The 22182-nt window shown below is 32.8% G+C and carries 22 protein-coding genes; 14 read left to right on the plus strand and 8 right to left on the minus strand.

Features of this window, described 5'->3' with window-relative positions; all coding sequences use genetic code 11:
* The first annotated feature begins 6 nt into the window (after positions 1-6).
* Positions 7-579 carry a TetR/AcrR family transcriptional regulator gene (locus tag MKY04_RS08830; RefSeq protein WP_346235665.1) on the plus strand — a complete coding sequence of 191 codons (573 nt, stop codon included), beginning with the start codon at positions 7-9 and terminating at the stop codon, positions 577-579.
* 181 nt (positions 580-760) lie between these two features.
* On the opposite strand, the gene MKY04_RS08835 is transcribed toward MKY04_RS08830, so the two are convergent.
* Both MKY04_RS08835 and MKY04_RS08840 read right to left on the minus strand, forming a co-directional pair.
* On the minus strand, positions 761-937 hold the full coding sequence (locus MKY04_RS08835; RefSeq protein ID WP_346235666.1) for a hypothetical protein: 177 nt from the start codon (positions 935-937) through the stop codon (positions 761-763).
* 139 nt (positions 938-1076) lie between these two features.
* Positions 1077-2456 (minus strand): PLP-dependent aminotransferase family protein, encoded by a 1380-nt coding sequence (locus MKY04_RS08840; protein WP_346235667.1) that lies wholly within the window; start codon positions 2454-2456, stop codon positions 1077-1079.
* A gap of 108 nt (positions 2457-2564) precedes the next feature.
* Between MKY04_RS08840 and MKY04_RS08845 the strand changes: the two genes are divergently transcribed.
* The 3 genes from MKY04_RS08845 to MKY04_RS08855 all read left to right on the plus strand — a co-directional run bounded on the left by MKY04_RS08845 (position 2565) and on the right by MKY04_RS08855 (position 5506).
* Positions 2565-3185, plus strand: a complete 621-nt coding sequence (locus tag MKY04_RS08845) for an FMN-binding negative transcriptional regulator (protein ID WP_126294570.1) — start codon at positions 2565-2567, stop codon at positions 3183-3185.
* A 394-nt stretch (positions 3186-3579) separates the two neighbouring features.
* Complete coding sequence (locus tag MKY04_RS08850) at positions 3580-5148, plus strand: IS1182 family transposase (protein WP_346234597.1); 1569 nt, start codon at positions 3580-3582, stop codon at positions 5146-5148.
* A 193-nt stretch (positions 5149-5341) separates the two neighbouring features.
* On the plus strand, positions 5342-5506 hold the full coding sequence (locus tag MKY04_RS08855; protein WP_185807732.1) for a hypothetical protein: 165 nt from the start codon (positions 5342-5344) through the stop codon (positions 5504-5506).
* 169 nt (positions 5507-5675) lie between these two features.
* On the opposite strand, the gene MKY04_RS08860 is transcribed toward MKY04_RS08855, so the two are convergent.
* Both MKY04_RS08860 and MKY04_RS08865 read right to left on the minus strand, forming a co-directional pair.
* Complete coding sequence (locus tag MKY04_RS08860; RefSeq protein WP_428833904.1) at positions 5676-6512, minus strand: metallophosphoesterase; 837 nt, start codon at positions 6510-6512, stop codon at positions 5676-5678.
* A 143-nt stretch (positions 6513-6655) separates the two neighbouring features.
* A complete protein-coding gene (locus tag MKY04_RS08865) occupies positions 6656-7231 on the minus strand; it encodes a YkoP family protein (protein ID WP_126294572.1) in 576 nt (191 codons plus the stop codon).
* A 151-nt stretch (positions 7232-7382) separates the two neighbouring features.
* Between MKY04_RS08865 and MKY04_RS08870 the strand changes: the two genes are divergently transcribed.
* Both MKY04_RS08870 and MKY04_RS08875 read left to right on the plus strand, forming a co-directional pair.
* A complete protein-coding gene (locus tag MKY04_RS08870; RefSeq protein ID WP_126294573.1) occupies positions 7383-8504 on the plus strand; it encodes an MGDG synthase family glycosyltransferase in 1122 nt (373 codons plus the stop codon).
* 247 nt (positions 8505-8751) lie between these two features.
* Positions 8752-10122 (plus strand): amino acid permease, encoded by a 1371-nt coding sequence (locus MKY04_RS08875; protein ID WP_126294574.1) that lies wholly within the window; start codon positions 8752-8754, stop codon positions 10120-10122.
* A 10-nt stretch (positions 10123-10132) separates the two neighbouring features.
* On the opposite strand, the gene MKY04_RS08880 is transcribed toward MKY04_RS08875, so the two are convergent.
* Positions 10133-10759, minus strand: a complete 627-nt coding sequence (locus MKY04_RS08880; RefSeq protein ID WP_126294575.1) for a LysE family transporter — start codon at positions 10757-10759, stop codon at positions 10133-10135.
* 116 nt (positions 10760-10875) lie between these two features.
* On the opposite strand from MKY04_RS08880, the gene MKY04_RS08885 reads away from it, so the two are divergent.
* Complete coding sequence (locus MKY04_RS08885) at positions 10876-11211, plus strand: hypothetical protein (RefSeq protein WP_126294576.1); 336 nt, start codon at positions 10876-10878, stop codon at positions 11209-11211.
* A 45-nt stretch (positions 11212-11256) separates the two neighbouring features.
* On the opposite strand, the gene MKY04_RS08890 is transcribed toward MKY04_RS08885, so the two are convergent.
* The gene (locus tag MKY04_RS08890) at positions 11257-13083 is read right to left on the minus strand and encodes a dihydroorotate dehydrogenase (RefSeq protein WP_346235669.1); all 1827 of its coding nucleotides are present in this window, start codon (positions 13081-13083) and stop codon (positions 11257-11259) included.
* Between the two features lie 240 nt (positions 13084-13323).
* Between MKY04_RS08890 and MKY04_RS08895 the strand changes: the two genes are divergently transcribed.
* Together MKY04_RS08895 and MKY04_RS08900 are read left to right on the plus strand one after the other, a co-directional pair.
* The gene (locus MKY04_RS08895; protein ID WP_346235670.1) at positions 13324-14142 is read left to right on the plus strand and encodes a cobalamin-binding protein; all 819 of its coding nucleotides are present in this window, start codon (positions 13324-13326) and stop codon (positions 14140-14142) included.
* A 145-nt stretch (positions 14143-14287) separates the two neighbouring features.
* Positions 14288-15190: an AEC family transporter gene (locus MKY04_RS08900; protein ID WP_346235671.1), complete on the plus strand. Its 903-nt coding sequence runs from the start codon at positions 14288-14290 to the stop codon at positions 15188-15190.
* A 153-nt stretch (positions 15191-15343) separates the two neighbouring features.
* Here the strand turns inward: MKY04_RS08900 and MKY04_RS08905 are convergent, their stop codons facing one another.
* A complete protein-coding gene (locus MKY04_RS08905) occupies positions 15344-16258 on the minus strand; it encodes a class I SAM-dependent methyltransferase (protein WP_346235672.1) in 915 nt (304 codons plus the stop codon).
* A gap of 393 nt (positions 16259-16651) precedes the next feature.
* Between MKY04_RS08905 and MKY04_RS08910 the strand changes: the two genes are divergently transcribed.
* The 3 genes from MKY04_RS08910 to MKY04_RS08920 all read left to right on the plus strand — a co-directional run bounded on the left by MKY04_RS08910 (position 16652) and on the right by MKY04_RS08920 (position 20577).
* Positions 16652-18721 carry a DNA topoisomerase gene (locus MKY04_RS08910; RefSeq protein ID WP_346235673.1) on the plus strand — a complete coding sequence of 690 codons (2070 nt, stop codon included), beginning with the start codon at positions 16652-16654 and terminating at the stop codon, positions 18719-18721.
* Positions 18722-18935: 214 nt separating this feature from the next.
* Positions 18936-19130: a hypothetical protein gene (locus MKY04_RS08915; RefSeq protein ID WP_346235674.1), complete on the plus strand. Its 195-nt coding sequence runs from the start codon at positions 18936-18938 to the stop codon at positions 19128-19130.
* A gap of 139 nt (positions 19131-19269) precedes the next feature.
* A complete protein-coding gene (locus MKY04_RS08920; RefSeq protein WP_346235875.1) occupies positions 19270-20577 on the plus strand; it encodes a copper resistance CopC/CopD family protein in 1308 nt (435 codons plus the stop codon).
* A 3-nt stretch (positions 20578-20580) separates the two neighbouring features.
* Here the strand turns inward: MKY04_RS08920 and MKY04_RS08925 are convergent, their stop codons facing one another.
* Positions 20581-20988, minus strand: a complete 408-nt coding sequence (locus MKY04_RS08925; RefSeq protein WP_126294583.1) for a hypothetical protein — start codon at positions 20986-20988, stop codon at positions 20581-20583.
* A gap of 78 nt (positions 20989-21066) precedes the next feature.
* Between MKY04_RS08925 and MKY04_RS08930 the strand changes: the two genes are divergently transcribed.
* Together MKY04_RS08930 and MKY04_RS08935 are read left to right on the plus strand one after the other, a co-directional pair.
* Positions 21067-21753, plus strand: coding sequence for a hypothetical protein (locus MKY04_RS08930; RefSeq protein ID WP_346235675.1), 687 nt, complete (start codon positions 21067-21069; stop codon positions 21751-21753).
* A 126-nt stretch (positions 21754-21879) separates the two neighbouring features.
* A complete protein-coding gene (locus MKY04_RS08935) occupies positions 21880-22167 on the plus strand; it encodes a hypothetical protein (protein ID WP_126294585.1) in 288 nt (95 codons plus the stop codon).
* Positions 22168-22182 lie beyond the last annotated feature (15 nt).

Genomic DNA, 22182 nt, shown 5'->3' on the forward strand with positions numbered 1-22182 from the left:
AGTGCCTTGAGTAATGATACTAAAGAACAAATTATAAAAGTAGTTTTACAAATTATTGGACAACATGGAGTTCAGCAAATCACAGTAAGAGAAATAGCTAGGCAAGCAAAGGTAAATGTAGCAGCAATAAATTACCATTTTGGTTCAAAAGAACAGCTAATTAAGCAATCAATGGATTTTTATACAAAAACTATGAGTGGAGTATTATCAATTTTAGATGAAGAGGGCGACCCAAAGGAAAAAATGCTAAAATTTTTGAACAAGTTTGCAGAAAATGCAATTTATTATCCTGGGGTAACAAAAAGTTTTATTTCTAAAATGATGTCACCTGAAGAAATAGATCCTTTGTTAACTTTAACTCAGAAACAGGGAATAGGAAAAATGGTGAAAATCTTACGTGAATTAACAACAAACGTAGAAGAGGAGCAGCTAAAATTATTAGGTCTTCAAATAATGTCTGCAATCCTTTACCCAGTATTAATCAATAAACAGTTACCAGAATTATATGAGTTTGATTATATAAATAAAGAAAATAGAGAAATGTATATTGAATTATTATTTAAAAATTTTATTGGGTAAACTTAGAGAATTATCTCATTCCAATTTACTTCTTTATCGAACAAAGCGATGCATATTATATGAAGTAAATAGTAGGAAGTAGTCGTGAAAAATAGGGTAGACTTATGTGATTTACAAAGTTAAGCAGTTAAATAAATTAATTACTCAAATACTAGATGATCTAGTATTTGAGAATGATTTTTTATAAATTTTCGTTTTGTTGTTCAATTTCGGTGCCGGTGATTGCTATATTAGCTTTTTCCATTTCTTTATGTTTATTTACGGAATTCTCCAGTGCATTTTTTATATATGAATCATTTGCAACCGTTATTTCCTTCTTTTTTGGTGCTGTTGTAAGATAGTTATCCTTTTTATCCAATTTTCATCACTCCTTGTTAAAAGTTTTAGCGGGAGTAAAGAAACTTATACATGATTAAACAAATTACAAATCCATACTATTCATTTGAATAGAAAATACTAATATCTTTTGTGAAACAATTCCACTTAATTGTTGAAATTTATAACCACGCCTTTTTCAAAAGCTTCACACCTAGCTCGATTTCTTCTTTAGAAAGATTGCCAAATCCAAGTTTAATAATTGGCTGATCAAAATAATTATTTATAAAGTAAATAGATGTAGGATAAACTTTAACACCATGTGAGAAAGCCCGGTCTATTAACCATTCTTCTGTACGGTTTAGATGTACCTTAACTAATATGTACAATCCGGATTGCTCTCCAATTATTGATATATTTTGTTTGAATTGTTTTCTTAACTCTGAAACTAAGCACTGCATTTTACGCTTGTAAACAAGCCGCATTCGCTTAATATGGCGATTCCATTCTCCATCTTCCATAAATTTCGCCATTGTAAGCTGGCTAAAAAGGGAAGCTGTACATTCGAAATAAAGAAATTGTTTTTTATAACAGTTTAATATTGGCTCCGGCAGCACCATATAGCTTAGGCGAATTCCTGGAAGAAAGGATTTTGAGAAATTCCCTAAATAAATGACTCTATTGGAATCGAGAGAAGCAAGTGCTGGAAACGGCCGCTGTGTATAACGAAATTCGCTATCATAATCGTCTTCTATAATAAACCCCTTCTTGTTGTTAGCCCAATGGATAAGCATTAATCGTTCAGGAATAGAAATGCTCACTCCAATCGGACTTTGGTGAGAAGGAGTTACATATATTAAACTTGACATCATTTGCTCTAACTTAGAAAAATCTACACCCGTTTCATAAACAGGGAGAGTTTCAAGAGATAAATCATGGAATTTAAATGCCTCTCTAGCACCATCATATCCTGGGTCTTCTACAATAACACTATGAAAGTCATTCTTTAAAATTTGTCCAAGATTAATTAACATTTGTTGGGTACTGCTACCGATAATAATAGCACTTGATTCTGTTTTCACACCACGTGATTGAAATAAATATTCTGCAATTCGGTCACGTAAACACTCTTCGCCGAAAGGATCTCCATAACGATAACTCTCCTGCAATGCTAAAACTTGATTTGCTATTCTTCTCCAAATTTTTAATGGAAAATGGGATTGATCTACAGCTCCTGCTTTGAAATCAATAACTACTTGTTGAATTGAGTCTAGTTTCTTTTTGTTCGTAGGTATTTGAATGTTTTGATATAAAAGTGGGTCTAATTCATTAACAAAATAACCTTTTCTCCCCTCACTGCGGATATAGCCTTCTGCCACAAGCTGCTCATAAGCATTGAGTGTCGTATTGCGGCTTACTTGAAGAGAATCTGCTAGTTGACGTATAGAAGGCAATTGTTCGTTGACAGGGATGGTGCCCTTTTCAATAAATAATTTAAATTGCTCGTAAATTTGCTTATATTTGGGAATGTCATCCTTAAAAGCAAAAATAATATTTTTCATTCACAACCTCCTTTGACATCTTTATTTGTTTATAATTGTACCTTTTTAAATGTCAAACCGCATTATAGAATATTGAAAAAATTATCCAATTTAAAGGGGTGTTAGATCATGTATATACCTAAGTATTTTAAAGTTACTGATTTTAATGAAATTACAGAGTTCGTCAGCGAAAACTCATTCGGGACAATTGTTACTACAAATAATGGGAAGCCAATTGCCACCCATATTCCTTTAGAGTTTAGTAAAGAAGGAGAAGATTACTTTATTACTGGCCATATGGCATATGGAAATCCTCAATGGAGAACTTTTGATACATGCGAAGAGGCACTTGTAATATATCAAGGACCCCACGCTTACATCTCTTCTTCTTGGTATGAACATGAAAATGTCTCGACATGGAACTATCAAGCTGTTCACGTATATGGCAAAGCGACTAGGATGGAGGCAGACAAATTAAAACAAGACCTGTCCAAGCTGCAAGAAAAATACGAAAAGCATCGGAAAAATGCAATTTTGTGGGAAAACCTTTCACCTGAGTTTTTAGAAAATCAACTTAAAGGTGTAGTAGGATTTAAGATTAAAGTGAGGGAAATTCAAGCTGCTTATAAATTAAGTCAAAATCGTAATGAAGAGGATTATCTAAACATTATTGATGAGCTGCAAAAAGAAGAAAATATTAATTCTAAGCGAATGGCGGAGATAATGAAAAAGAGAGTGAACGATAAGTAATAATGCAGTGCTGTTACTTGTAGAAGCTTCAGAAAGCTGCTTCTGCAAGTCTATCTGAAGGGGGCAATATTTTTTCTAGCTATTTTTATAAACGATAATAGTAGTCTCTCTACATATAAGGATATGGAAATATACCAAGCAACAATTGAAGATTTAGAAGAAGTTTCATAATTACTTAACTTATATCATATTTTTTGTTTTAAACATAGAGAGAGTACACAAATTTCTCGGAAAGTTACAGAGGCTGGGACAAAACCCGTCTCTGATGAAAAAGCCGGTGAAATTTTACGATAAGTAAAATTTCACCGGCTTTGATTATTTTAAATAAAAAATAAGGACCACTTCTGATAAAATTAAGTCACCACAACAAAATTATACAGAAAGAAGGATCCTTATGTTTAAAAATTATAACATGAATCAAATCGTTTTGCCTTTAGAATTAGAAGTAAAATTACAAAAAAATGATATTGCTTACCACGTGCATCATTTAGTGGAAAGTATTCCTCCAGAAGCATTTGAACCATTTCTCCGAAATGAGGGATGTCCTGCCTATCATCCACGCATGATGCTTAAAATTATCTTATGTGCCTACACACAATCTGTCTTCTCAGGACGCAAAATTGAAGCGTTATTAAAAGATAGTATTCGGATGATGTGGTTAGCTCAAGGGTATGAACCAAGCTACCGTACAATCAATCGTTTTCGTGTCCATCCAAAAGTAAAAGAATTGATTCGCCAATGTTTCGTCCAATTCCGGTGCCAATTGATTGAAGAAAAACTAATCCATCAAGAAGCCATTTTTATCGATGGTACAAAGATTGAAGCGAACGCAAATAAATTTACGTTTGTATGGAAGAAATCGATTGAGAAATATCATCAAAGTTTAATTGAAAAGTCCAACCAGCTATACAATGAATTACTTGAGAAAGAAATTATCCCTGAAATCGAACGTGAAAGCGATGAACAGTTATCATTAAAAGAACTCGCTCATTTGGTTCAACAAGTTGACGATATCGTAACCGAGTATGATAAGGAAATTGAGGCTTCATCAGATGTCCAAAAACGAAAAATTTTAAGAAGTGCACGCAAATATCCGAAACAAGTGCGTAATCAGTTGATTGATTTTGTCTTACGAAAGCAGAAATACCAACAAGACTTTGAAACTTTTGGCGCACGTAATAGCTATTCTAAAACAGATCGCGATGCGACATTTATGCGAATGAAAGATGATTATATGCAAAACGGGCAATTGAAAGCTGGTTATAATATACAAATCGCGACAGAGGGACAATACGCTTTAGCCTATAGTTTATTTTCAAATCCAACAGATACACGTACGTTAATTCCATTTCTAGATGAAATTGAGCAACATTATTTCGAACTACCGAAATACATTGTCGCAGATGCAGGGTATGGTAGTGAACAAAATTATCATGATATCCTTTCGAACAGAAAACGAGAAGCACTAATTACGTATAACATGTATTTGAAGGAACAAAAGAAAAAGTACAAACAGAACAAATTTAATCCCGACAACTGGGAATATGATGAAGAAACAGATACATATACATGCCCTAATCAGAAACGTCTTGAATTTCAATATGATTCTATCCGTAATGACCGTACAGGCTTCCAACGGAAGTTCAAAATCTACGAATGCGAAGACTGTTCTGGATGCCCATTCCGTTCATTGTGTACAAAAGCAAAAGAAGGCAACAATCGAAAATTAATAGTAAATGAAAAATGGGAACAACAAAAAGAATATGTAAGAATGAAGCTTTCAGAAGAGAAAACGAGTGCCATCTACCGAAAACGCAAAATCGATGTGGAGCCAGTTTTTGGATTCTTGAAGGCTAATTTGCGTTTCACTCGATTTTCTGTGCGAGGAAAATCGAAGGTTGAAAATGAAATGGGTCTTGCGTTAATGGCCGTGAATTTAAGAAAATTCACGGCCATTAACTAAGGGAACAGAAGAACTAATGTGAAAAAAGAGAGAAAGGTGAATTTGAGGGAACTCAAATTCACCTTTCTCTTTATTTGAAGCTAGTTATGTCCCAGCCCCTCTAGATTAAGAATGAGGGTAAATATGGTAAAATGGTATATAAAGGTAAAAATCAACTTGCTGGTTTTTCAAATTAGTTTTGGGAGAGATTGATATGTTTAATGGTATCGTTTTGGCAATTATTGCATCCTTAGTACCGTTGTTATTTTATAATGAAGAGGAATATGTAATAATTTCATTTTTAATAACATCATTCTTATTCAATATTTATTTAGTGTGGCAATTAAACAAACTTAAAAGAAAAGGCGACTATAAATAATAGTCCCAATATATTGCCATGCCAAACACAAGTAAAATTTACTTTAATACAAAAATAACGCTTAAACGTGTTTACACAACGTTTAAACGTTAATCCTCGGCCTAAAAAAGGATTTCATAATTTTAAAATAATTAGCTTAAGCTCATACATATGATCTTATTTCATTTACTTAAGCATGATTAAGTGTTAGATGATGAAGCGTGATTTCTGGACGACTGCCCAAACGAATATTAACGCCTGTTTGTCCTAATCCTTCACTTATATAAAACAATTTCCCTTCAAATTCATGCAGCCCTTTGATCATATTTAACCGTACAATTTTCCCCATCTTCACAAGATGATATGGTTTTGGCCAGTGAATTTGCCCACCGTGGAGATGCCCTGAAAGTAAATAATCGTATGGAACATCCTTCAAATTTAGAACGATATTCGGATCATGAGTTAATACAAGGTTATAACCATTTGAAAGTCCATCGTAAGATTTTTTTACGTTACTTCTTTTTGTACTGAAATCATCGATTCCGATTATATTTATCTTTTTTCCGTTATTCCAAACTACATCATTTTCATTAATTAGAGTCTTACATCCATTTTCATCTAAAATCTGCTTCAATTTCATGAAATCTGGATCGCGTAAAACGTAATCATGGTTTCCGAACACTGCATAAATTCCATGCTTAGGATCTAATTTATTAAAAACTTTTAAATAGGGTAATAGTTTAGGGATAGTACGTTTTCGATCTAAATAATCGCCTGTTAAAGCAATTAAATCTATAGGTTGATCTTTCAATAGGGAGTATAGGCGTGAAGGTGAAATTGATATATTTTCTAAATGCATATCTGAAATTTGTAATACACGAAACGAATCGTCATTTATTTGTGTATCGTCATTTGAATTTATAAAAACATTGTTGACTAAAACCTGCTGAGTATTTCTATATCCTTTATGGAATATAATGGACAGGATAGTTACAATGAAAATAGTAAATAATATTAACAAGTAAATCCCCTCCTCTATTAAATAATAAAACAGAAGAGAGTATTTTGTTAGAAGTAATTTATGGGTATACATGAAGAAATTAATACAAAATAAAAAACTATAGGCGGTACCCAAGTAATTAAGGGGTATGCCTATAGTTTTATGATTTTTTAAGCAACTTTTTTTACAAATAAACCATACTTCTTACATAAAGCATTTTTTGACATAAATAAATATTGAGGGGTAGGAATCTTTTTCTTCTTTTTTGAAGAATTCTCAGATCGTGAAAGGAAATGAATAGGATAAAGTGCAATTCGTTTAAACCATATATATGTAAGACTAGAGCATGGAAAAGACTCGAATCCAAAACGTTTATAACCTCGATCAATAAATGAAATGCCAATTATTCCTTTTATTTTCTTATGATTTTTATGGTGAGTTATATAAAATGCTAAATCTGGTAAAGACTCTTGTACTTTCTTATAAAGGAATACTGATTTTTTAAACTCGTCAAAGGACTGCATCTCTTTTAAAATTCGGACGTTATGTAGATGTATTTTGACAAGAGTATCATTTTTTCTAATTAACGTTCCGTCTGAAAGTTGAATTTCACGGCCTTTATAACGAGTTAAACGGACTCGAAAAATATTGGGATGTCCCGTAATTTGTTCTAGACACTGTAAACGAGTACAGGAAAAATATATTGGATCAATAATACTCCATAATTTAAGAATTCGCCGCTTCACCTCTAACTTCTCCTTTCTTAAGATTTCACTACGTAGCTTAACCACTTCCCATTAAAATATTTATTAATTTAAACGGTCTAATTGGAAGAATTTATAGTGGGTGAAATAATAAAAGTGGAAACATACTACGGAAAAAGATTGGTGGATAGAAATGAAACGGATTTTATTTATGCCTTTTCTGCAAATACCATCTGGTCATCATCAAGTAGCAAATGGAGTTATTGAATCACTTCAAACAAATGACTTATTTGAATGTGAAAAGATAGACATTTTATCGTATAGTTACGGAAAAGTGGAAGTCTTCGTTTCGAAATTTTATATAAAATGGATACATCTTCTTCCGGCTTTCTATAGCTGGTTATACAAAAAAACTGTGTATAAAAATAATGAGAGAAGTCGTTTCTATTTATACGAATGGCTATTACTAAATCAGGTCGAAAAGTTAATAAAAGAAAAAAATCCTCAGTTAATCATTTGCACCCATGCATTACCTTCTTATTTGTTAAATCTTTTAAAAGAAAAAAATAAATTATCCGTTCCAGTAATTAATATCTATACCGACTATTTCATTAACCACCTATGGGGAATAAAGTACATCGATTACCATTTTGTACCTACGAAAGAAATAAAAAATGAATTAATTGAACGAGGGGTAATACCGGAAAATATACTTGTGACAGGAATTCCGATTCATCCACATTTTAAGGACAATATTGATAGAAATAAGTCTAACGAAATATTTTCAGTATTAATATGTGGGGGTAACCTTGGAGCAGGTTTAATGAAAACTTTTGTAAAAAAGCTTCAGCCCTCAGGGAAAATTCGTTATACAGTCCTGTGTGGTAAAAACCAAAAGTTGTTAAATTGGATTCAGCAGCAGAACTATCCACTAATTCAAGCATTACCCTATATTTCCTCAAAGGAAAAGATGAACAAGTTATACAACAGTGTGGATGCAATCATTACAAAGCCTGGCGGAGTAACGATTAGCGAGTGTTTATATAAGAAAATCCCAATTTTTATTTATCATGAGTTGCCTGGACAAGAGGAAATTAACTTGAGGAATCTAAAAAAATGGGGTCTAGTTTATCACTTGGACAACTGGAAAAAAACCCGAGATTTTGAGCAGAATATATTACAAATTTTAAGCTGTGAAAATCATCAAAAACAGTTTAAACAACATTTGGATAATTATCATCAACATTTATACAGCGAACAACATATTTCTGTTTTTATCAATAAGTTATTGTCTAGAGAAATGATAGTGAATTAAAAAGAAATGACTAGTAGCTTCTAGGAGAAAACAATGGTTCAACCAGAGCTTTCTGGTTGTTTTTTTATATACTTTAGCAAAGAATCAATAATTACAAAATTCATATAAGGTAAAGATCTTTTATTCTCTGCTAGTCTAAAGTAGACACGACATACTTAGGAAAGCACCTTTTTCTAGTTTCTTTCCAAAATACATAAACTTCTTTCCGATGCTCATAATAAATAGGAATTGAAGGGGGGAGTTTTTAATGGAGATACCAGCACGCACAGGAGAGAAAAAAGATAAAAACGATGAAAGTAAGTTGAAATGGTGGCAACTTTCCCTTATTGGTGTTGGCTGTACCATTGGGACAGGTTATTTTCTCGGTTCAGGTATTGGTATATTAAAAACTGGTCCTTCTTTCATGATAGCTTTTATCCTTGCTGGAATAACAGCAATGATAGTTTCGGAAGCTTTGGGGAAAATGTTTATACAAGACCCACAAAAAGGATCGTTTCGTACTTATGCAAAAAAAGCATATGGACGTTGGGCTGGATTTAGCAGCGGTTGGGTGTATTGGTTTTCGGAAATGCTTATCTCTGGTAGTCAGTTAACCGCTTTATCTATACTAACCCGTTTCTGGTTTCCAAATGTACCGCTCTGGGTATTAGCATCAATATATGCGGCGCTTGGGATTATTGTTATCTTAATCGGAACAAAAGGTTTTGAACGAGCTGAAAACTTATTTGCAGTCATGAAAGTGGCTGCTATCTTTATGTTTATCGTGCTTGCAGTCTTAGTGCTCTTTGGTTTTTTTGGAGGTAGTATTAAAGATTTTAATTTACCTAACACAACGAATGATTTTTTCGCAAAGGGTATGATTGGCTTATGGTCGTCCCTGATTTTTGGCTTTTATGCTTTTGGTGGCATTGAAATTATGGGTATTTTATCAATGAGACTTCAGCATAAAAAAGAGGTAACTAAATCGACTACTGTTATGTTAATAATGTTAACTGCTATCTATTTAATATCTATCCTTTTAGCGGCAGGTTTGGTTGCCTACGATCAGTTTAATTCAAAAGAAAGTCCATTTGTGATTGCCCTTGCGGAGTATAATTTAGCATTTTTTCCTCACGTATTTAATGCAGGAATTATTATTGCAGGTTTTTCCACAATGGCGGCTTCCTTATTTGCAGTCACAAGCATGCTCGTGACGATGGCAGAGGAAGGTGATGCACCTAAACTTTTCACTAAAAAAAGTAAACTTAAAGTACCTCCATTTGCCCTGGCATTAACAATTTCAGTATTGGTTATATCAATTATTATTTCAAGGTTAGTACCTGATCGAGTGTATGAGTATATTACAACAGCTGCTGGATTAATGCTCATTTACAATTGGTTTTTCATTTTAATTTCATTCCCTAAACTAATAAAAGCAACCAAGTTTGATCATATAAAGCGAATTTTTGCAATGCTGCTCATACTACTTGCAATAAGTGGCACCATTCTAGATAAAACTAATCGCATGGGCTTTTTTGTAAGCATACTATTTATGGCAATAGTTATTATAGTGATTCTTTTTATGAGAAAAGGAAATAAAAAGAATAAGAAAAAAAACGAATTACCACGTGGTATTTAACTTTATGTATTTAGAAAAATAATAATTTAATGGCTTGTACGCCAAAATATCCACCAAAGCCAATAAGCGATATTCCAGATAAGATTGAAATTGCACCGAGTAATTTCGACGTTAATATTTTTCTAAAGCTGCTTGCGATAAACGCCATCGTTATATCCCATATGAATAGACCGACGAAAATAGCAAAAGTATATAAAATAATATGGTCGATATCATAAGTTGAAACGGTTTTGGCAAGTACTGATCCAAAAATACCTAGCCAAAACAGCATAGATAGTGGATTAGAAATAGATAATAAAAAACCATATAAAAAAGACTTTTTATGTGAATTTCCTTTTATTCTTTTCATACTTACTTCTTTACCTGCACTTATCATACTATCAACGCCGGTATAAATTAGTACAAAACAACCGAATGACCATAATAAGGTTTGCATAAACTCTGTTTCAAGAAAGCGGAAAATACCCAAATATACAATTAGCATAAAAATAGCATCAGCTAGCATTGCTCCTAAACCTACGAGCCAGGCATGCCAGAAACCGCCATATATCCCTTTTGTTAATTGTGCAGCGTTTACTGGACCAATTGGAGCGGCAAGGGAAATTCCTAGAAAAACGTATCCAAAGAATGAACTCATTTTGTAAACTCCTTTTACAACAAAGAATGGTTTGTACCATCCTATTCAATCTGAAACCTAGATAGGACAAATTATTAAATTTCGTTGAAAGCTAAATAATTTTAAGGAGTAGAACTATGACCGTTTATGTGTATCAAACCTTTGAGATTAAACAAGAAAAATTTAAAGAAGCTATTGAAAATTTGCAAGAGATAAAAAAATATCGAAACGAACAATATAGCCATACCATTGAAGTGTTAATTCCTATCACTGGTCACGATTACACGTACGCCATTCTTGCAACATATGAAGGATTAGCGGAAATGGAAATACAAAATAGACGAATGTATGATGATGATGAATATTTAAAGTTAATTGGTGATTTTTTCTTAGAGCATGTTGTTCAAGGGACGCTGTATACACAAATATACAGAGGTATTAATAAGAAGATTTCTAGTAAAGATGAAAAATAAAAAAACAAAAAGCCTTCCTAAAATAACTTTTAGGAGGGCTCTTCACTAGTTCCTTTTTAAAAAAGGATATGATAATACTAAACCTAACAAATATAAAGCTACTAAAAAGTAGACGGGAAGTAAGTGTATAAAGGTTGTATATCCAATATATAGATGTGTTCCAATCCCAGCTATAAACGCAGGTAATGCACCTAAGCATAAGGTATTCCATATCCAACGTTCCCCTTTTCTAAACCCCCATAGGGAAAGCATCAGAACAAGCAAACCAACACTAACAAGGGCACTGCCGAATCCCGCACGATCATGTGCGATAACAGGAATCAAATTATTGCTAATACGTTCTAACATTTGAGGTGTCATACATATAAAACTTAAGTCTGTAGACACAAAAACTTTGGAAACACCTATAGTGGAAATAACAATTCCGCCAATTAAAATGGAAAACCCAAGTATAATAAACATGAGCTGTCCATAAAGTCCAAGTTGCCACGTTCTGTCATTTTTTTCATGACTCGAATAGGGTGCACCTATAACTTTTTTTCCTTCTATATAGCTTAAATAAAAAATCGGCAATAAGATAAGCCAAAATAGGTCGTGCAGCCAATCAAAGTAACCGAAGCCAATAAAAAGGAAAATACCAAGAAATCCTACAATTGCAGCTGTATGAAAAGCAATTTTTGACCAATGCAGTCCATTTTTTATACCGTGTCGTGCCAGCTGCATATACAATATTCCCCCAGATATCATTGTTCCAGCTAACGCCATTCTATCATGTGACATAAAGGATAGGATGAGCGGATTTACTTGTAATATTTCATCTTTTGTCAGTCCAATAAATGATTCATCGTAGGGGAGGATAATACTTGTAAATGCAAAATATAAGGCAATAATCCCTCCGATTAAGATGGAGAGGCCGAACATAAATGACCAAAGCCATTGTTGCTTTTTACTAGGTTGGACTTTTTCGAATAGTAGTCGTTCATGGATTCGTTTTGGCAACCCTGGCCCAGCTCTTACATAGCCATCTGTTAGCATTAATAAATCTGCACCTGCATGAACTAGCGAACAAGCTTCTTCTGGTGTTTCCACACCCCCAGAGGTTATAACTATTAACTCTGGGTGTAAATTTTTTACCTGTTTCACCACTTTAACTAAAAGTTCATTTGCATTATCAACTTCACGCCAATAATTATCCTCAGTGTGATAAGGTGCATTTACTAATATACCAGCAACATATGGCTGTTGTATTAATTTCCATAGTTCTTTATTGTAAATTTCATCCTCTGAAAATGAAGCATAAAATGGACGTCCAAAAGAAATTTCACTTTTATTTATGTATAGGTTAATTTGTTCACTTGTTCCGATAAAACCATCTACAAAAGGTGTTAAATGTTGCACAATTAGATTCCATTCATTTCTAGTCGCTTGTTCATCTATTTTTGCAAAAATAGGGATTTGCATATTAAGATTAGTTAATTTTTTTATTGCTAATTTAAGGGGAATTTTCTCTTGATGATTAGAAAATAGAATATGATCATTTTTCCGTCTTGGTTCTTCTTGCTCTCTAGGTTCGTTTATTACGATGGGCCCAATTTCTATAAATCCAAAGCCTAACTCTTGAAAGGCATTAATACCTGACAAATTAGGGTCAATTTGACCACTTAACCCAATAGGAGAAGAAAATCTAGTATGATTAATTTCCTTATGTAAATCCCGGGAAGGTTTCATATGCCCTAAAAATCCAATAAGACTTCGCCCACCCGGAATGGAAGCGATTGTACTCATAGATTTATGAATAAACTCTCGACCTGTTTTTGGATTTATATTATCTAATAAAAATTTTTTTAATGGATGATAAGACCAGTCTGGCATAAACAACACCTTCTGAACTTTATTTAAGGCACTTTTAGTTTTGGCAAGTAACCTTTTGTCATATTTTAGCATGTATAGCTATAATTATAAATTGACCTTTTTATTCATAAAGAAACTGTTTAAAGGATAGATGATTTTTTAATACCTCTTTAAATTAGAAAGAGGATTTTTACAATCCTAAACAGAATTCATTTACTATAAAGAAATTACTGTATTCCAAGTAAAAATAGGGAGTAGTTTATGAGAATAATATCTATTTGTCCAAGTAATACAGAATTAGCAGCTTATTTGAAGTTAACTTCTTCGCTAGTAGGGGTAGATAATTACTCAGATTGGCCGGAGGAAATTCGTTCATTACCAAGATTAGGTCCTGATTTAAACATCGATATGGATAAAGTTGAAGCATTGCAGCCTGACTTGGTATTAGCATCCCTTTCTGTTCCAGGTATGGAACGAAATATCGAAGAGTTAGAAAAACGTAAAATTCCATATGTCATAGTCCCTAATCCGAAAACATTAACAGAGGTAGGGGAGTGTTTATTATTTGTAGGGGAAGTTACAAATACTTCCGACAAAGCGCAGCAACTATTTGAAAAATACATCTCTATACTTGAAAACTATGAACGATTAAGTAAACAAGTACAAACACCAAAAACTCTTTATTGGGAATGGTGGGCTAAACCTATTTTTACACCAGGAGAAGAAAATTGGTTAACAGAAATAAGTAAACTTGCAGGCGGAAGAAATGTATTTGAAGATATCCCCCAAGCTAGTATTAAAACCAATTGGGAAGAGGTTAGAAAAAGAAATCCCGATGTTATTTGCGTAATTTGGGTGGGGGTACAGAAAGAAAAAGTAAATCCAAAGGTCATAATGAAACGAGCTGACGTACATCAGATGGATGCGATTAAAAACAAGCAACTATACATATTAGAGGAGCCACTTTTTTGTAGACCTTCACCTAGACTACTTTTAGGTTTAAATAAGATTGCAAGTATTCTACATCCTCACATATACCCGCCATTTAACGAACATATAGACTGTCTATTGGATAGTTAATTTGTTAAAGCGTTTCTACTAATAAGTAGAGGCGTTTTTTCTATCGAAATGTCTCTAGATAGAATAATGAGAATCCCGACATACTCGATAATTATTCCAACTACAATAGACTATAAAATATGGCACTGAAAGAAGGGCTTTAATCATGGAATTAATTTTAGTCATCTTGCCTGCATTCCTAATATTTGGAACAGGTTATATTGGACAAAAAATATTTAATTTAGATGTAAAATCAATCTCAACAATGTCACTTTATTTAATGATTCCTTTTTTAACATTTGATACATTTTATACGAATGAATTGAGCATCGAATATTTATATATCTTTTTATTCAACCTTATACTTGTCACTGTGCTAATTTCGATTACTATTGTCGCTGGAAAAATTATTAAAATTGATAAATCCCTTATATCAGCTATGCTATTAGGAACTGTTTTTCCTAACAGCGGTAATTATGGGGCTCCTGTAGCATTATTTGCATTTGGAGCTGCTGCTTTCGATTATGCAGTAGTCATTATGGTGATTCACGGACTATTTATTAATTCAGTCGGTATTTTTATCGCATCATATGGTAGTGAAAAATCAACGACGATAAAGGAAGCACTCAAGAATGTAATAAAAATGCCAATTTTATACGGAGTGATTATTGGTATTTTATTCCAACTTTTACATATTGAACTGCCATCTACAATTGTTGATGGCATCGGTTTATTAGGGTCAGCAGCAATCCCAACTGTTATGTTAATTTTAGGTATGCAGTTAGCACAAATTAAACCTCAAAAATTTGATCTAAAAATTATTAACATGGTTACAGTGATAAGAATGGTAATTTCTCCTTTAGTTGCTGTTTTAATAGTGAGCTTTATGCCTTTAAATGATACGCTTAAAAATGTCATTATTTTATTAGCAGCAATGCCAATTGCGGCAAATACGACTATATTAGCTATTAGATTTGACACAAGATCCAACTTAGTTTCTTTCATGACATTAGTAACGACACTCACTAGTTTGGTGACCATTCCGATCATACTTCATTTTTTAGGATAATCAGTTGGGGAAGGGTTTCAAATTGCATAACAGAGCTTATCATGGGTGTTTTTTGACCAGTATTATCATACTCCTACAATCTAATTTCTTTGTCGAATCGAAACAACAAAAAGCCTCTCATCATTAAAATTATGAGAGGCTTTTGTTATCGAATTATTTCTTTACAGCATGGATAAAATGAATTGTCTCGAATGCAGACAAATAATCGGTTCTATTTCTAAAGAAAAGTTCGTTTATCATAGTTGGGGATAAATGTTCATAAATAAGTAAACCGGACTTTTCCAACATATTCTCCATTTCATCGTAAGTGAAACAGGACTTCATTGTTTCTCCACTTGCTGAAGCCATTTTTACCATATTTTCAACTCTATTAGAAAATCCTATTTCCTCAAAAAGTTTTTCGTCAGCATAATCAAAAACAATCGAACTGCCAGATGGGACGTTAGCGAATAAATCATTGATCAAGCTCGCATTCTCCTCTGCAGTTAAATAATATGAAACACCTAAAAGACTAAAGAAAGTTTTTTTGTTATCAAACCCTTCATCTAATAAATCCTGATGGCAAAACTTAGTAGTAAAGTCCATAGTAATAAAATGAAGATTATTTGGGAGGTCAAATTTAGCGTCATCTATTCTTTTCTTTTTAAAATCTTGTGTAGCCGGATAATCAATTTCAAATATCTCTAAACTGTTTTTCAATTCTGGATGTCTAAAAGCAAATGTATCTAATCCAGCCCCAAGTATGACATATTGTTCTACCCCTAGCATAACTTCATTAAGCAACACTTTTTCGCAATAGGCAGAGCGGGCTAAAGGTGTTGGGGAAAGCTGTACTTGTGTAATCCATTTTAAAATTTCTCCTGGATTATTTTTAAAACTTTGTCCAATATCTTTATTGAAAAACTGTATTCCGTTAATCATATTATTGCTTATAGCTGAAAACTCTTCTTCAGTAATTAAATCTTTTATAATAAAATCATCAAAAATTTTTGGTGTGTCATATTTACTGTGATATGCTCGACCAAAAGCCGAGACTAAGGAAGTTAAACTAGACTCATTTTGTTTCATTTAAATTTCCTCCAATAAAAATATAATAAGATTCTCCTGGCCAGGAGAATCTTATTATACATAAAGAGAAAATAAATGTAAATTATAGCATAAATAGATTTTTTTGTCAAGAAAAGACTCTTGAAATTAAGTTTTTTAAAATTACAAGTAAGAAGGGGTTTTCGACTAACAACATGCAACTCCTTCTTTTTGTAATGAACAAATTGACATAGGTACATATGTTTGGTACCATGTGATTAACTTTGATTCTCACATTTAATCATTTACTGAAAGCATTGATTGATAGCTTTCTTCATTTATTATCCTTTCAGCTTAATGCTGTTAGGATTTTTTTCTGTAAAGATAAATATAGTCTAAATAATTAAGGTAAAACCTAGTAGGGGGTGTCTTCCTATGAAAAAAGCTCTGCTAATTGCAGAAAAACCGTCTCTTATGCGTGATATTCAAAAAGTATATAAAACAATGAAATTGCCTTATGAAATTCATTTTGCATCTTTTGTCGGGCATGTTGTTGAATTAAAAGAGCCTCATGAGTATAAGGCAGAATGGAAAAAATGGGATTTAAATATTTTACCAATGATTCCTGAACGGTATGAATTTCGAGTGAAAAAGTCTGCCTATAAAGTTTATAAAGAAATTGAACAGCAATTAAAAGCGAATCAGTATGAATTCATCATCAATGCATGTGATGCTGGTATGGAAGGAGAAAATATATTTTACTCTTTTTATAAACGTGTAGGTTGCAAACTTCCTGTAAAACGTTTTTGGACATCTCAAACGACAGACAGTGCAATTCGCGATGCACTTTCTAATTTAATAGATGAGAATGACTTGTTAATTCGAAATTTACGAAATGCTGCTATGTATCGCTCAGTTTTTGACTGGCTCATTGGGTTGAATCTTACAAGGGCTGCAACAGTTAAAGGTGGAAGAATTATTAAAATTGGTCGTGTGATGACTCCGACTTTAGCAATTGTTGTAAAAAGAGAACTGGAAATCCAACAATTTAAACCTGAACCTTATTTTCAATTTGAAATTGATCTTGGACACTTTAAAGCACTTTGGTTCGATTTAAAAACAAATGACAATAAAATAAAGACACTTCAAATTGCACAACAAATTCAGTCACAGATTGGAAATACAGCTATTGTACATGATGTAAAAACAGAACGAAAAATAATGCACGCACCATCACTTCACTCATTATTGGAGCTTCAAAAGGAAGCGAATAAATTCTTTGGTTTTACATCATCTGAAACATTAAAAATTGCTCAAAGTTTATATGAAAAGAAGCTGATAACTTATCCTAGGACTGAATCTAAGCATTTACCTACAAGCCTTGCAAAAAATATAGATGCAAATATACAGTCACTTGAAAAGCTATCAGAGTATCAAGATATTGTTCGAAACATTCTCAGCAATAAAAACCAATTATCAAACGTTATACGTTCAAAAAAATATGTCGACGATAAAAAATTAACAGATCACCATGCCATTACTATTACAGAAGTTCCTCTTGGAAACAAAAAGCTGTCGCCAGGAGAATTTAAAATATACCACCTTATTGCTAGAAGGCTTTTATCAATCTTTATGCCGCCTTATGTTATAGATAAAACTGCAGTAGTTTTGAAAGCAGCTGATCATTTCTTTAAAGCAAATGGCCATGTTGTTGTTGATAAAGGCTATACAGTTCTATATGAATTATTTAAAAAGAAACAAGAGCAGGCTCTTCCTCCGCTTAAAGTAAATATGGAATTACCGATACATACAACTCAGGTGCTATCAAAAATGACCGAGCCGCCCATTCGTTATACAGATAGTACATTGTTAGATGCGATGTTTCATGCAGGACGTTTTGTAGAAGACAAAGAGCTGCAAAAAATATTAAAAGATGCTGAAGGGATTGGTACATCAGCAACTAGAGCGGAAATTATTGAGAAGCTTATTTCTATCGGTATGATAATGAGAGAAGGGAAGTCTTTTAAAGCTACTCAATTTGGTATCGATGTTATTTTAAGTCTTGGAAACCATGATATCGTTTCGCCTGTGTTAACAGCTATATGGAGTAAAAAATTAAAGGATATTGTGGATGGACATATAAGCTCTAGCCAATTTTATTCTGAGATGCTGCAATATGTAAAAGAGACGACTGGGCGTTTTATTTCACTAGATATGGAAGTGGCAGAAAAGCAAGAGGTAATAGTCGGTAAATGTATAGTTTGTGGTCATGCAGTTGTGGAAGGATTTAAAGGATATACCTGCTCCAATAAGGGATGTAAATTTTTCATAAGTAAATCCATTATGAAGGGGAAAATTACTACAACAGATGCAAAGAAGTTATTAAGTGGTAGAGAAACAAGAGAAATTCGCTTTACATGGAAAAGTGGAAAAAAGGGGAAAGCCAAATTAAAGCTTGTAGGTGAAAACATAGAATTTGTATTCTCTAATAAAAGCAAAACTTGAAGCAACTATGCTACTGCCTTTCTTTATAATTAAATAGTGCATATATTAGCTGTAATCTATCTAAAATGATGAGGGGAGGCTACTTATGTATAGTGAAGATAGAAACAAACGACATAATAACCGTCCATGTAATTGTCAAAGGCATCATCATCATGTCTCTTGCTGTGATTGTAGTAACTTTTTTGATTTGAATGTTGCAGGATTAACAAATAATTTGAATGCAAAATTATTAAAAAATCGATGTCGTTATATGGAGATAACAACATCGGGTGGATATGAATTAATAGGTAGAACCGACAATGTTGGAATCGATTATGTTGATATAAAAAGTTTAAATGGCACAGTCGTAACGGTTTTGAAGGACAAAATTGATCATATAAAATGGTTAAAGACTGAATATCATTATTAACCATTTTTTAAGTTTTTTATTAAACACTATCCAATTTTATAAGCAATGAATAAGCTAAATAGTAACGAATAGGGAAAGGAGTATTAAAATTAAAACCTACAAGTTACTTATTTATTTATTATTCATTGCTTTTTTATTTATATTTACAGGTTCAACGGCATATAGTCATTCTTTCGTAGTTGATGAATCACCTTCAGCAAATAGCGAACTAGACATTTCACCGACCGAGATCAGGATATTTTTTAATAGCGAAGTAGAGAAAAACTTTATGATAAAAGTCTTCAATGAACAGCAGCAGGAGATATTAAGCGAGTCGGGACAAATAAGTGAAAACCGCAAAGAAATTTCAATACAAATTCCAAACTTAGAGAATGGCAAGTATAAGGTGGAATACTATGTAATTTCTTCGAATGACGGCCATCCAATTCAAGGATCCTATTACTTTAAAGTAAATGTCATCACCACTTCTACAACCGAACCAGTAAAAGGTGCAGAAGAACTACAAACAGAACTTCCAGAAATGGAGCAAATAGAACCAAATCAATCAACATCAAATATTGTTGAAGACAATCAACCTGTTAACGCTGATGAATCAAGTAAAGAAGAATCTCAGAAACAAACAATAATAGAAAAATTTAATCCTTCTGAACTCTTAATATACATCATGAAAACAATTTATTTTTTTGGTTTATTGTTATTGATAGGATGGGTGTTAATTTGGCAAATAGTACGAAGCAATTCATTGGAATTAAAGAAGAAGTATTTACTTTATGGGATTGTTTTTCAAATAATCCATTTAGCGGGTCTAACTTCTGTTATCTTAATACAGCTAAATATTTTTACCATTCATGGTGTATCGCTTTCATTTAACTTCCCAATTGATTCGAGCTTTGGTTTTCTATGGTTTACTTCACTTTTTATTTCCCTTCTGGGGTTAATGATACTTTACAAAAATAGATGGTTCGATTTGTTTTTCATTTTCGCTATCGTTGTTAGTAAAAGCTTAAACAGTCATGCTGCTGAATTTGATCCTGTTCCTTTATTAGTTATTGCTGATTGTATTCATCTACTTGCAGCTTCTTTTTGGGCGGCAGGATTAGTTTATATTTTATTATTCTGGAGAAAACAACGACTTTACGTAAAATCGTTTCTACCCATTTTTTCAACTTATGCATTAATAAGTTTTGTATTATTAACAGTTACAGGCAGTGTAATGGCAATGAACTTTTTACCAAATATAGAAGCCTTAAGAACGCCTTGGGGAATTCTTTTACTTGTAAAAATTATACTAGTTTGTATGGTTATTTTTATCGGCAGCAAGGTTCGATTGAAAATGAAAAATAATCAGACAGTGGATTTAGGAAGATGGATTACGTTTGATTTTTTATTAATGTGTTTTATTGTGATTGTTGTAGCTATATTAACTTATCTAAACCCGCTGCCTTAGGATTTATGACCTTACAGAAAAACAAAGTAAGGCAAACATAGCATAAACAAGAATTGTACAAAAAGTTATAAGGGGAAGATCTGCCACAACCCCGATCATTGGTCCCATAATGCCAGCCATCAAGCCGCTTGAGACACCTGAAAGTAAAGTCTGATAATCTACTAACGCACCAAAAATTGCTCCAATTAGTATCGCAATTAAGGTAGTTGCAATTGTTATCGTTGTATAATGTGCTGGAAATGCATACCCTAATAAAGTTCCAATGGCTATCCCCATAACACCGCTGCTTGTCATAGCAATATTCATTCCAAGATGGTAACTAATTAGATACTTTAATTTTTTTAAGAAAGTATAAGAAATTGAACACACTAGAAAATAGCTAATTAAAATGATTAGTATTAAAATACTCATTTCATCCGCTCCTTTCCCATAGTGTATGAACAATTCTATATGGCTGGTACTAGTCGAATAGTTGAAAGGATGTTAGAGATGTATGAAAAAGATTATCCCGAATTAAAAAAAGAAGAGGGGTACACTTCACCTGCAAGCTCATTGCCATTACATGAATTAAAAATGCTGCAAGAATATATCCATAGTGCCAATTTACAAAATCTTGGGCAAAAACTTCCAAATTATAAACAACAAATGATTCTTCTTAAATTTTTTAAAGCGAAAAAGAATCAATTAGTTGAAATTTATTCCCGTAATAGGGAAGAAGTAATCCATACGATTGGAAAGGTAACAGTTGTCGGTAGAAATTTTGTTATGTTAAGAACACTTTTTACTCGAATATGGATTCCATATACCGCAATCCATTCTGCTAAGACCCCATTTGGAATAGCGGATGTACCTGCCTCACACCAAAATGTAGTTATTGATGAAGAATTGCGGCGCAAATTGTTAACAAACTTCGGTGCGACAGTTGCAGAGAAAGAAACATTGCGACAGCAGTTTTTTGAAGAATTGCTTGAGACGAATTTGAAAAATATGAAGGGGACAAAACTTACCATAACTGCTGGTAAACAACATAGTGGGAAGGTTCGTGAAGTACAACTAGGCAAGATTATTTTAAAAAATAATGAAGAACTAATGATAAATAAAATAAACTATATAAAACAAGCTCGATTTATTTCATTTTTTCAACGATACCTTTCAAAATGGACTTCCAAAGTCTAAAAGAGTTTTCCACTTATGGAAGACTCTCTTTTTTTAGTAATTTATTTAATCTTGTGCTTTTGTATATCCCATTCCCTCAAAATTTCCATAATATAAGTTTACAAGATTTTAAGGGGGTGTAATTCAATGAGGGAACCGATTATACCTGAAAATGAGGTATTTTTAGAAATGTTGGGCAAAACAATATTACTCGTAACAGAAAGTAAACAGTTAAATATTTTGGGGCAAACATTTCGTCCAATATTTTCAGGGAAAGTAGTGGAAGTGACGAATGGGTATATTACACTAGATCCAGCAATAATCAAAATGCATAATGCACCGTTTTATAAATTTCCGACACCATTAAGTTTTCCAATGGAAGCTATTTCAGTCTTTACAGAGTTTGATCCAGATAGAAGAATTCCGCTAATCTAGTTGCTAATTAAAATC

It is taken from the genome of Lysinibacillus telephonicus (genome assembly GCF_039654155.1).
In the GTDB taxonomy this organism is placed as follows: domain Bacteria; phylum Bacillota; class Bacilli; order Bacillales_A; family Planococcaceae; genus Ureibacillus; species Ureibacillus telephonicus.